This is a genomic window from Pseudoduganella flava (assembly GCF_007830495.1).
Lineage (GTDB): Bacteria > Pseudomonadota > Gammaproteobacteria > Burkholderiales > Burkholderiaceae_D > Rugamonas > Rugamonas flava.
In genome coordinates this window covers 1-11,571 of sequence record NZ_VLKW01000025.1, presented here as the reverse complement: position 1 = coordinate 11,571, position 11,571 = coordinate 1, and the positions used below count along the sequence as shown (strand labels likewise).

10 protein-coding genes are annotated in these 11,571 nt (G+C 67.1%); 5 read left to right on the top strand and 5 right to left on the bottom strand.

The window, feature by feature from the left end; all coding sequences use genetic code 11:
• Positions 1-147 precede the first annotated feature (147 nt).
• The gene (locus IP92_RS29660; RefSeq protein WP_229419041.1) at positions 148-903 is read right to left on the bottom strand and encodes a Crp/Fnr family transcriptional regulator; all 756 of its coding nucleotides are present in this window, start codon (positions 901-903) and stop codon (positions 148-150) included.
• A 253-nt stretch (positions 904-1,156) separates the two neighbouring features.
• Between IP92_RS29660 and IP92_RS29655 the strand changes: the two genes are divergently transcribed.
• Both IP92_RS29655 and bcaP read left to right on the top strand, forming a co-directional pair.
• Positions 1,157-1,462 carry a hypothetical protein gene (locus tag IP92_RS29655; RefSeq protein ID WP_145882313.1) on the top strand — a complete coding sequence of 102 codons (306 nt, stop codon included), beginning with the start codon at positions 1,157-1,159 and terminating at the stop codon, positions 1,460-1,462.
• Between the two features lie 208 nt (positions 1,463-1,670).
• Entirely contained in the window at positions 1,671-3,065 is a 1,395-nt protein-coding gene (gene bcaP / locus IP92_RS29650; RefSeq protein ID WP_145882310.1) for a branched-chain amino acid transporter BcaP, read from the top strand.
• 148 nt (positions 3,066-3,213) lie between these two features.
• Here bcaP and IP92_RS29645 read toward each other — a convergent pair whose 3' ends face one another.
• The gene (locus IP92_RS29645; RefSeq protein WP_145882308.1) at positions 3,214-4,134 is read right to left on the bottom strand and encodes an N-acetylmuramoyl-L-alanine amidase-like domain-containing protein; all 921 of its coding nucleotides are present in this window, start codon (positions 4,132-4,134) and stop codon (positions 3,214-3,216) included.
• Positions 4,135-4,291: 157 nt separating this feature from the next.
• Here IP92_RS29645 and IP92_RS29640 point away from each other — a divergent pair, with 157 nt between their 5' ends.
• Positions 4,292-7,249: a TonB-dependent receptor gene (locus IP92_RS29640; protein WP_145882306.1), complete on the top strand. Its 2,958-nt coding sequence runs from the start codon at positions 4,292-4,294 to the stop codon at positions 7,247-7,249.
• Positions 7,250-7,329: 80 nt separating this feature from the next.
• Positions 7,330-8,052, top strand: a complete 723-nt coding sequence (locus IP92_RS29635; protein ID WP_145882304.1) for a hypothetical protein — start codon at positions 7,330-7,332, stop codon at positions 8,050-8,052.
• Here the strand turns inward: IP92_RS29635 and IP92_RS29630 are convergent.
• The 3 genes from IP92_RS29630 to IP92_RS29620 all read right to left on the bottom strand — a co-directional run bounded on the left by IP92_RS29630 (position 8,037) and on the right by IP92_RS29620 (position 10,717).
• Positions 8,037-8,942 (bottom strand): DUF3616 domain-containing protein, encoded by a 906-nt coding sequence (locus IP92_RS29630; RefSeq protein WP_145882302.1) that lies wholly within the window; start codon positions 8,940-8,942, stop codon positions 8,037-8,039. The two genes, IP92_RS29635 and IP92_RS29630, sit on opposite strands and share 16 nt — an antisense overlap.
• A gap of 57 nt (positions 8,943-8,999) precedes the next feature.
• A complete protein-coding gene (locus tag IP92_RS29625) occupies positions 9,000-9,323 on the bottom strand; it encodes a hypothetical protein (RefSeq protein WP_145882300.1) in 324 nt (107 codons plus the stop codon).
• A gap of 179 nt (positions 9,324-9,502) precedes the next feature.
• On the bottom strand, positions 9,503-10,717 hold the full coding sequence (locus tag IP92_RS29620; protein WP_145882298.1) for an NnrS family protein: 1,215 nt from the start codon (positions 10,715-10,717) through the stop codon (positions 9,503-9,505).
• Positions 10,718-10,886: 169 nt separating this feature from the next.
• Here IP92_RS29620 and IP92_RS29615 point away from each other — a divergent pair, with 169 nt between their 5' ends.
• Positions 10,887-11,150, top strand: a complete 264-nt coding sequence (locus IP92_RS29615; protein ID WP_145882296.1) for a hypothetical protein — start codon at positions 10,887-10,889, stop codon at positions 11,148-11,150.
• Positions 11,151-11,571 lie beyond the last annotated feature (421 nt).

The window sequence follows — 11,571 nt, the reverse complement described above, 5'->3', positions numbered from 1 at the left end:
TGCGGGCGGCCGTTGCACCCCGGCAGCAGGAGCGACCGTAATATCTGCGATAAGTTCCGTTCCGGGATGAAAGCTCAGCCAACGCGAACAGCGCGGACAAAAAAAGCCGGCACATGGCCGGCTCATTTGCTGCGCAGTGCGCGCCGCTCAGTGGTTGCTGTGCATCGCCTGCGCAGCCATGCCGCGCGCGGCGAAGTAGCAGGCGCCGGCGCCACGTTCCAGGCCTTCGCGGTCCAGCACGACGACCATGCCGCGGCGGCACTGGATCAAGCCGTCGCCGGCCAGCTTGCCGGCCGCGGCGGTGATGCTTTCGCGGCGCACGCCCAACAGGTTGGCGATCAGTTCCTGCGTGACTTTCAGCTCGTTCGACGGCGAGCGGTCCAGGCGTTCCAGCAGCCAGCGGCACAGCTTCTGCTCGATGCTGCTGTGGCGGCTGGAGACGACGTTCTGGGCCAGCTGGGCAAACAGGCAGCTCGTGTAGCGCATCAGCTGCTGGGCCAGCATGCCACCTTCGGCAAACAGTGCGCGCAGCGCATCGGTGCGCAGGCGGTAGCCGTAGCCGGCGGCCTGGACGACGGCCGTGTTGCTGGCGCGCTCGCCCTTGTACATCGCCACGCCGGCCACACCCTCGCGGCCGACGACGGCGATTTCCGTCGTGACGCCATCCTCGTTCACGTATTGCAGCGACACGATGGCCGTCGTCGGGAAGTAGCTGTACTCGATCTTTTCGCCGAAATCATACAGGTGCTTGCCCACGGGCAATGCCACCAGTTCCAGCTCCGGCATCAGGCGTTCCAGCTCATCCTGCGGCAGCGCGCGCAGCAGTTCGTTCTGCTGGACGCCCGTGACGCAGATCCCCAGAGGCGCAGCCTTGGCGCGCGGGGCCTTCGGGATCGTGATCATGGAGCCCGGCAGGGCGGCGGCATCGGTTTGCGTGGTCTTGTACATTGTCGTTGTCCTGTGCGTTATCGTTTCCCACACTTTATTGCTGAGCCCTGGTTTTGACAGTCGGACTAGGGTAGGACTGCATGTAGTACAGGAACACCGACTGTTGTAATCTCAGTCCTACGTGAACTGGCGCACATTCAAAGCGCTGCGGATACCGGAGAATACGTTTCAAGGCACTCCCGCCGGCTACCCGATGACGAAAGCACTCATGAACAGCCTCTTCAAAGTCTCTTATGCCCTGCAACGCCAGCAACGCGCCGTGGAACGGACGCTGTACGCGAGTTCGGCGGAAGAAAGCGCACTGGCCTCGAAATGGGTCGGCGCGTGGCACCGGCTGGTGCAGGCGAGGCTGGACCGGATGGCTGAGAGCGAGCGGGCCGGTGGCCACGCCCCGCAACCGGCGCAGCGCCACGCCGGCATCGAACTGGACCGGGAAGCGGGCCGCGAGATGGGTCGTGACACCGGCCGCGAACACATCCGCTACGTCGACAGCCGCGGCCGCCTGCTGCACTGATTTCCCCCGACATTTCCGCCAACTGTTGTCAGCACGATACTTTCCTCGCTGACAATTCCTTAACACATATTCACGCTTCTCCCCGTGTGCTAGTATGCGGCGGCAACAGGCCCCGCAGGGCTTGCTGCCGTGCAACAAATAGAAACCGCTGCGGGCCTATCCGGCAACGCACGGCACGGAGACAAAACCAACACAACTTGGAGAAGCAGTGAGCATTTTCAGAACCAAAAACCTCGACGCGATGGTCGCGGCGAGCCGCGCGCCCGGCGGGTTGAAAAAAGTCCTGGGCCCCTTCGACCTGATCCTGATGGGCATCGGCGCCATCGTCGGTACCGGCATCTTCGTGCTGACGGGTACCGGCGCGCTGACGGCCGGCCCTGCGCTCACGATCTCCTTTGTCATTGCCGCCCTCGCCTGCGGCTTTGCCGCGATGTGCTACGCGGAATTCGCCTCGACCGTGCCGGTAGCCGGCTCGATCTATACCTACAGCTATGCCACGCTGGGTGAACTGGTCGCCTGGATGATCGGCTGGGACCTGATGCTGGAATACGGCCTGGCCGCGTCGGCCGTGTCGGTCGGCTGGTCCGGCTACTTCCAGTCGCTGATCTCCGGCTTCGGCCTGCACGTGCCGCAGGCACTGTCGGCCGCACCGGGCGCGCTGCCGGGCGTCGTCACCTACTTCAACCTGCCCGCGTTCGTCATCATGCTGGTGCTGACGATGCTGCTGTCGTGGGGCATCCGCGAATCGGCGCGCATGAACAACGTGATGGTGGCGATCAAGGTCGGCGTCGTGCTGCTGTTCATCGTCGTCGGCGCGCGCCACGTGCAGCCGGCCAACTGGCAGCCGTTCATGCCGTTCGGGATGACGGGTACGCTGTCGGCCGCCGCGATCGTGTTCTTCGCGTTCATCGGCTTCGATGCCGTCACGTCGGCCGCCGAGGAAGTCAAGCGCCCCGAGCGCGACCTGCCGATCGGCATCATCGGCTCGCTGGCCGGCTGCACCGTGCTGTACGTCGTCGTGTCGGCCATCATGACGGGCATCGTGCCGTTCCAGAACTTCAAGGGCGTCGACCACCCGGTGTCGCTGGCGCTGAAGTACGCGGGCGAGAACTGGGTGGCCGGTTTCGTCGACCTTGGCGCGATCCTCGGCATGACGACCGTGATCCTCGTGATGTCCTATGGCCAGACCCGCATCATCTTCGCGATGTCGCGCGACGGCCTGCTGCCGAAGCGCCTGTCGTCGATCCACCCGAAGCACGGCACGCCGTACTTCGCCACGTGGATGGTCGGCATCATCTTCGGCCTGCTCGCCGCGCTGATTCCTCTGAACGTGCTGACGGAGCTGATCAACATCGGCACGCTGGCCGCGTTCTCGCTGGTGTCGATCGCGATCATCATCTTGCGCAAGCAGCGCCCCGACCTGCACCGCGCGTTCCGCTGCCCGGGCGTGCCCGTGGTGCCGCTGCTCGCGGTGGCGTTCTGCCTGACGTTGATGGCTTACCTGTCGGCCATTACGTGGATCGCGTTTGGCGTGTGGCTCGTCATCGGGCTGGTGATTTACTTCACGTATGCGCGGAAGAATTCGCTGCTGAACAAGCAGTGATCGGTGGTGCGTGGAGGAGTTTGCCGATGCCTCCCGCTAAAAACCAGGGTCAGTCCCCGTGCGGGGACAGACCCATGTAGCGCCGCCGCTATGTGCGACTTCACGCCGCTGACGCGTTCAAAACCGGTGCCCGCACCGGTTTTGCCGTTTACGGCCGCGGCTGCGCCTTCATCGGCGGCACGTCGATCGGGTCGTTCAGCCGCAGGAACTTGAAGCCGGCCAGCCGGGTAGGCTCCCTGCCTTCCTTTTCCTGGCGCGCGGTGCGCTCGGCGGTGCGGGCGATGAACGCATCGAAGGTTTCTTCGCGCACTTGCGGCTCGGCCGAGTTCAGGAAATGGCGGCTGCCGTCGGGGGCCGTCACCACCAGGCCCACGTGCGAGGCCCAGTACTTGCCGCCCTTCGTCGAGATCACGTTGACGAAGTCGCCGTCCGCCAGCTGCGCCAGCACGTCGTGCACGCGCTCCTTCGGCACATAGCTTTCCGTGCTCGTCGTGACGGGGAAGTCCGCCTGCGTGTTGTGGCGCGTGCGCAGGAACGTGCCGCGGTCGACCGTCAGCTCGTAGGTCGCCGCGGCCGGGCCGGCCAGCCGGGCGCTGACGTCCGTCACGAGCCACGCGTTGTTGACGTTCCAGTCCTGCTCCGTGTAGTGGTTGCGCGTCGCCACGCCGATCACGCCATCCTTGTAGCGGATCCGCTGCAGCATCCAGAAGAACTCCTCCCAGTTGCGCGACAGCGCCATCGCATACGTGTGTTCCGAAAATACAACGCAGTCGCTGTTCGTCAGGCTGAACATCGGCAGGGTGTCGTGCAGCTGGTACGGGTATTCGCCCAGCAGGTTCAGCAGGTAGGGCTGGCCGATGTTCTGCCGGCCGATCGCGGCGATCCGCTTGCGCAGGTCCGGCTCGGCGCTCTGCATGTAGGCGATGTACCGGTCCACTTCCTGCGGCGTCATCCGGTACAGCGGCTTGGCTGCCAGCTGCCGGTCCGTCAACGGCCCCTGCTGGCTCGGGGTGCAGCCGGCCAGCAGCGCGGCGGCGAATATCACGGGCAGGACGGCGTACGGGCGCATCGGATCTCCTTCGACTGTCGTAGAGCGGCAATATAACCGGCCCAGGCCATTCCTCCAAGCTATGGTCTCGTAAAGGTTTGCCATTGTTCATTTTGCTACTTCTGTCCCATACTCGGTGAAAAGCGGTCTTGAACCGGTATCGATAAAGGGAGAGAGCATGGCAAACATCAGGCAGAAGGCGCTCGCCGCGGCCGTCGCGGCGGCGGTGGCCGCATTGGCACCCATGGCCGGGGCGCAGGAGTCCGAGGGCGAGATGCAGAAGGTCGAGGTGACGGGCATCCGCGCGTCGATGGCCAAGTCGCTCAATGTGAAGCGCAACGCGACCGCGAACGTGGAAGTGGTGACGGCCGAGGACATCGGCAAGATGCCGGACAAGAACCTGGCGGATTCGCTGCAGCGCCTGGCCGGCGTGGCCGTGCGCACCGACTACGACGAGGCCGAAAAGGTGTCGATGCGCGGCACCAATCCGGACATGTCGCTGATCATCTTCAACGGCCACGCCGTCAGCACGGCCGACTGGTACGTGGCCGACCAGGGCTCGTCGTCGCGCAGCACGAGCCTGTCGCTGGTGCCCTCTTCCGTGCTGAACCAGGCGATCGTCTACAAGACGTCGGTGGCCAATCTCGTCGACGGCGGCCTGGCGGGCACGATCAACGTCACGACCCGCAAACCGCTGGCGCAGAAGGAAAAGCTGTCAGGCGTGATCCAGGGCGGCCTGACGTATGCGGACCTGCCCGGCAAGACTGCGCCGGACTTCAACGCCAGCGTCAACTGGAAGAACGATGCCGGCACGTTCGGCGCCATCGCCCAGGTGTTCGCCGAGAAGCGCTACGTACGGCGCGATTCCGTGTCGCGGCTTGCGTACGGCGCCTCGTCAGGCTGGGACGTCATCAACACGGGCACGATGCTGGGCATCACGGATGCGTCGCTGGCCGGCACCGGCCTGAAGGCGGCGGACCTGAACGGCGTGCGCATGCCCGGCTCGATGAGTTCGGAATTCGTCGAAGGGGTGCGCGACCGCAAGGGTGGCCTCGTGTCGCTGCAGTACAAGCCGAACTACGCGATCGACGTGACGGCGACGGGCTTCTACTCGAAGATGAAGGCGAATAACTACGGCCGGCTGACGTCCGGCGCGATGTACAGCATGCTGCTCGGGAAGGCCGATCCGCTGGGCGGCGTGGGAGCCACGGCGATCAATACGAACTCCAACGGCCAGCGCGTCTACGCGACGATCCGCAATCCCGTGATCGTCAACGAGACCACGATGTACGGCCAGCCGCTGAAGGTGCTCAAATCCGCCGACATCGTGTTCCCCGACGGGACGACGCCGCAATACGTCGGCAATTCCGAAGCGTTCTACCGCGACGGCGCGACGGCCGAAAGCGGCTTTCTCGACCTGGATGCGAACTGGCGCGTGAACGACGACCTGCGCCTGAAAACGCTGCTGTCGACGACCCGCGGCGTCGGCAAGACGGCGCGCGACCAGGGCACGACGTGGGCCCGCTACGGCACCGGCGTGCGCTACAGCCTGGACGGCGTCGACAACGCGCCGTTCGTGCAGTACCTGGGCGCCGGCGAGAACCGCCCCGGCCTCAATCCGGACGGCAGCGGCTATGCGATGGTGGGCCGCACCGTCTCGTCGATCAAGACGGTGGACCGCGAGTCGAGCGGCCAGCTCGATGCCGAGTACAAGGTCGACAAGTGGTTCCTGACGACGTTCGAAACGGGCGTGCGCTATGCGGACCACAAGCGCCAGTCGAACCGCTGGTCGCCGGCGTTCCGCGATGCGACGTGGACGTCGTCGCCGGCCGGCTACGTGGCCTATCCGGCGGACTTCGGCAAGGACCTGGACGGCAGCTTCGACAACACGGGCTTCTACTTCACGCCGCAGGCGCTGAAGGACTGGGTCGCCGGTGCGATCAAGGACACCACGCCGGAGTTCGAGCGCCGCGTCGTCAACGAGATCGACATGCGCGAGCGCCAGTATGCGTTCTACATGATGCAGAGCTTCGAGCGCGACAAATGGAGCGGCAACGTCGGCGTGCGCTTCGTGCGCACCCGCATCGACGCCGACATCGTCACGCCCGTGCCGGCGGGCGCTTGCCAGAAGACGGAGCCAGGCAAGCCGGCCGTCACGTGCGCCGCCTACCCGACCGCGATCACGACGGCCGGCGACGGCAGCACGTACTACGACGGCGTGCCGTTCGACCCGAACGCGGGCCTGATCTACTACAAGACGCCCAACAAGCGCACGTTCGACAACTGGCTGCCCAGCCTGAACGTGCGCTACGCCGTGCAGGAAGACATGTACCTGCGGGCCGGCGCCAGCCGCACGATCGGCCGGCAGAACTACAACCTGCTGGGCTCCGGCTTCGGCACACCGTCGTGCAACGCGAACGGCTGTACAGTGACGGGGCCGAACCCGGGCCTGCGGCCGCTGACGTCCGATAACGTCGACGTGTCGTGGTCCTGGTACTTCAAGCCGCGCGCACTGGTGGCGATCGACCTGTTCCACTCGAAGATCGACGGCTACGTGAAGACGGGCACCGTGACGCAGGGCGAGACCGTGCAGCTGGTGGACCCGCGCGACAACACCGTCAAGACGTTCTTCGTCAATTCGTCGTCGCAGCAGGGCGCGCGGATCAAGGGCATCGAGCTGTCGTACGAACAGCCGCTGTGGGGCAGCTTCGGCTTCACGAGCAATGTCAGCCGCGCGAAGACGAAGGTCGACGACGGCCGGCCGATGGTCGGCGCTTCGGAATGGGCGGGCAACCTGGGCGGCTATTTCGAGAACGACCGCATGAGCGCCCGGCTCGTGTGGAACTACCGCGGCAAATACGTCAGCAGCACGACGGCGCCGTCGCCGACCGCGAACAGCCAGGGCATGAGCGTCATCAACGGCGTGGCGATGCCGACGGCGCCGACGATGGCCAAGGGCGTCGCGACGCTGGCCGCCTCGGTGAACTACAACGTGACGCCGAACCTGATCCTCGTGGTGGATGCGACCAACCTGACCAACACGAAGCGGGCGCAGTACCGCTACAGCGAAGAGGAGCAGCAGAAGCTGGACGTATCGGGCCGGCAGGTGTACGTGCAGCTGAAGTACCGCTTCTGATGGGGAATCGCTCAGCGCCTTGCGCACCGCGGTGCCTCGGCCTGCGCGAGAATGGCGGATTATCCATCTCGCGTGCACCGATGCGAACCACCCTGCCCTTGCTCCTCGCGCTGGCCCGCCTGCCCGCCCATGCGGCGCCGGACGCGCCGTCCGAACCCGCCACCGTGATCGTCCCCGGCACGCGCATCGCACTTGGCTGGCCCTACAGCGCGCTGACCGCCGGCCTCGCAAGGTTCGAGGACGAGCGCGCGCTGGCGCCGCAGGCCGTGTTGCGCTTCCGGTTGCTGCTGGCGGACGGCGTGACGCGGCTGAACAACGTGGTGCTGACCCTGGACGAGGGCGACACGCTGACGCCTGTGCCGCTGGGCGAAGACGGCTACTTCAGCGCACCGCGCATGCAGGCGGCGCGCGGCGCACGGCTGGCCGTCAACCGCAACGCCGGCCAGTTCGACGGCAACCGCACGCCGCAGCCAGACGTGCGCACGCCCGGCCTGCCGCCCAACGCGCGGCGGCTGGGCGACTTGCGGCTCGAATGCCGCGTGAAGATGGCGATGGCGAAGGAAGTCATCGGTTTTGCCGGCAGCCTGGCGATCAGCGCGCTCGGCGGCATCGACTGGTGCGCGCCGCGCAAGGGCGGCGGCTATGGCCTGACGGCCGAGCGGCCGGTGGCACGTGCGCAGCTGGCGGAGGGGGACCGTACCGCGCCACTGCCGGTCAAGCACGGCAGGCAGATCGCCGTGCCGGTTGCCGACCGCTCGTGGAGCGACGCGGCACTGCTGATATTGGACTACACGTCCGACTGACGCTGCCACTCGTCCCGCGTCAGTGCCAGCCGCCGGAAGGTGCGCTGCTCCACCGGCAGCTTCTTGCACTTGACGCCACCCGGCTGCGCCTTGCCGTCGTCGGACAGCACGTGCAGCGTGCCGGCGCCGTCGAAGAACAGCGATTCGGGGTGGAGGCCTGCCGGGCCGGGCACGTCCAGCCGCACGGGCACATCGCCGACGCGGCCGCCCCAGCGATACAGCGCATGGTCGTCGCCCGCACCCGGCGGCCCGGCGGCGATGTAATAGGTGTCGTCATGCCATTCGATCGCGCGGATGCCGCGCCCGCCCAGGTCCAGCAGCATCGACGCGCCGAGCACGGCGCGGCCGCCGTCGAGCAGCGGTGCCGGATCGGCCAGCGGCAGCAGCAGCGCCCAGCCAAACGGAATCGGATTGCGCAAGCCGACCAGCAGAGCGCCGGCCGGCGTGGCCGCCAGGCCTTCGATGCACAGGCCGCCCGGCTCCTTCGGCGCCAGGCGCGCGGCCATGGCCAGGTCGAACGGTGCCAGCGGCGGATGCGCCAGCATGTCGTCGAGCAGGCGGCGGTATGGCACGCCGAGCGGGCGGCCGTCACGGTCGGTGGCGAACAGCTGGCGGCGGGTGGCGCTGGGCTCTCCCGCCTTGTTGCAGCCATGCGAGGCGATCCACCAGATGCGGCCCGCCAGTTCGGCGGCGCCTTCGATGTCGGCTTCGCCACCGTCGGCGGTGGCGAGAAATGCGCTCAGGTCGCGTTGTTCCGCGGGCGTGGGCGCGTCGTAGCGGTAGATCCGCAGCACATTGGATTCGTCGTCGGCGGCAATGAAGCGCTCGTCGTCCAGCGCGACGGCGGCGGACGCGTCGCAGATGCCGCGGTGTGTGATCGTGTGGGCCATCCCATCCTCCTTGCGGTGTACAGCATACCGCGTGGCTGGGGCGCCGTGCCGATCGATTTATTGCGTAGCGCCGTCCGGCTTGAAGTGCGTCGGGCTGATGCGGAACTTCTTGCGGCGGTCGCCCATCAGGTAACGCAGGTCGCGGATCGACAGTTCCGACACTTCGTGCATGCGGATCAGCAGCGACGCGCCGACCGGCAGCTTCATGTGGCGGATCTTGCTGATCACGGGCGGCGCCACTTCGAGCGCGCGCGCCAGTGCCGCGTCGTTCTTCAGGTGCATGATGTCGATCAGGGCATCGAGCAGGCGGTTCGGGTTGTAGGTCAACGCCTCTTCATCGGAAATGACGGGGGCGAGCACTTCGGCGGATTCGGGTTTCATCGGGGGCTCCAGAACGGGTCGGCGCGCGCAAAAGTGCGGCGCGCCGGCCGTCGCGATGGCGACGGGTTGGTCAACACATTTGCTCGGGGGCTGGGAACAGCTGTCATATTGCAGTATTTTGTGCCGCCGGGCAATCTTTTCAAGCCCCGTTGTGGCGCAAACGCTATGGCGCCGTCGCCTTACCCTTCCTTGCCGTCGATCCGGGCCGCGCACAGGCGCGCGCGGTACACGAGGAAGAACAGCGCGAATGCCACCGTCCAGCCGGCACCGGCCACGATCATTGCCCCGTCATGCCAGCGGGCGGCCGGGCCCAGCGCCGCGGCGACGCGCAGGAATGCCGCCAGCTGGATCGCGCCGAACATGACCACCTCGGGCGTGCCGGCCTTCAGGGGCCGCCCCGTATGGCCCAGCGACGTGCGGCACATCATGCCGACGATCAGGCCGGCCATCGAGCCCACCGTCAGCGCATGGAACGCGGCGCTGGTGCCGACGAGCCCCAGCGCGGCGCAGGCCAGCAGCAGGAAGCCGGCGCCGATCCATGCATACGACAGGTGCAGGATCCACAGCAGCGGCACGGCCAGCGTGCGCCCCGGTGCCCAGCCGGCCAGGCGTGCCAGCGTCAGGATGCCGGCGGCGGCGGCCAGCGCGGCCATCGCCGCCGGCGCCACATTCTGCAGGCCGGCGATCCACGCCACCGCGGCGGCGGCCGTGCAGGCCAGGCCGGCCTGGTCGAGCCGGGCCCGCACGACCGGCGCGCTGCCCGGTGCGCCATTGCGGGTGAACATCGGCAGTACACGCACGCCGATGACGGCTTCCATCATCACGACCACGAAGATCGCGGCCCGCACCGGGGTGGCCGGCGACCACGGCGCCCATCCCAGCACGGCGGCGTGCCACGCGAGGTTGGCGGCGGCCAGCAATGCCAGCAGCAGCACCATGAAGTAATTGCGGCGGTTGTTGGAGCGGCGCAGCACGAGCCAGAACGGCACAGTGGCCACGGGCAGGAACACGCCGTCGATCAGCGCCGCCCACGGTGCGGGCGCCAGCAGCATCGCCAGCCGGCCAGCCAGCCACGTGGCGGCGATCAGCGCCAGGGCGCCATGGCGCGGGGTCCAGAGATTGGTCCAGTTGCGACCGGCCGTGTACAGGAAGCCGATGACGACGGCCACCGCCATGCCGAACACCATCTCGTGCAGGTGCCACAGCAGGTTCACGTTGCCGGCACGCGGCAGCAGGCCGTACCAGGCGGCGAGCCACAGCGGAATCGCCAGCGCGGCAAAGCCGGCGGCCAGCAGGTAGAACGGGCGGAAGCCCAATGCCCACAACGGGGCGTGGGTCCATTTGGTCGAGCGCGTGTCCATCGGTAGCGGCTCCTCGATTGTCAGCAAGGCCATGGTGGTTCTCCTTCGATTGCCCTTCAGTGTTTCCATTCTCTCCCCACCCGCCCCGGCCGCCAAGGAGCGCCACGGAAAAGACAATCTGGATCATGTTTTTCGGCGCTCGCGTTGAAGGCCCGTGGGCGGCCGGTTTACGCTGGGGTCAATGTCAACGAAGGAGAAATTCATGCAAACCACTGAACTGACCTTGCACACCTCGCCGGACCAGGCCACCACGCAGGTGATCGCCGCGGCGCTGGGCAACGCCCGCGGGGTGCTGGCCGTCCGGCTGTCCACTGCGCGGGGCGCGGTGTCGATCGATTATGACGATGCGTTGACGTCGCCGGGCAGGTTGCAGGCCGCGCTGCGGTCGCATGGGGTGCCGGCGACGTTGGCCGAGGTGGCTGTGGAGGGTGGCGGTGGATGCTGCGGTGGATGCTGTGGGGGGTGAGGCCGGGAATTCGCGAGGCACTGCCTCGCGCCGGCCGAACGGCTTGGCCTTGCAAGGCCAAGCCTGGACGAGGCTGGGGTGAGGCCGGGGTTTCGCGAGGCATGCCTCGCGCCGGCCGAACGGGCTGGCCTTGCAAGGCCAGCCCTGGGTGCTTGCGCAGATGGGACAGTTTTTTCGCGAGGCATGCCTCGCGCCGGCCGAACGGGCTGGCCTTGCAAGGCCAGCCCTGGATGCTTGCGCAGATGGGACGCGCTTTTCGCGAGGCACCGCCTCGCGCCGGCCGAACGGGCTGGCCTTGCAGGGCCAGCCCTGGGTGCTTGCGCAGATGGGACAGTTTTTTCGCGAGGCATGCCTCGCGCCGGCCGAACGGGCTGGCCTTGCAAGGCCAGCCCTGGGACTGAGCTTCAGGGGTCCGGGACGG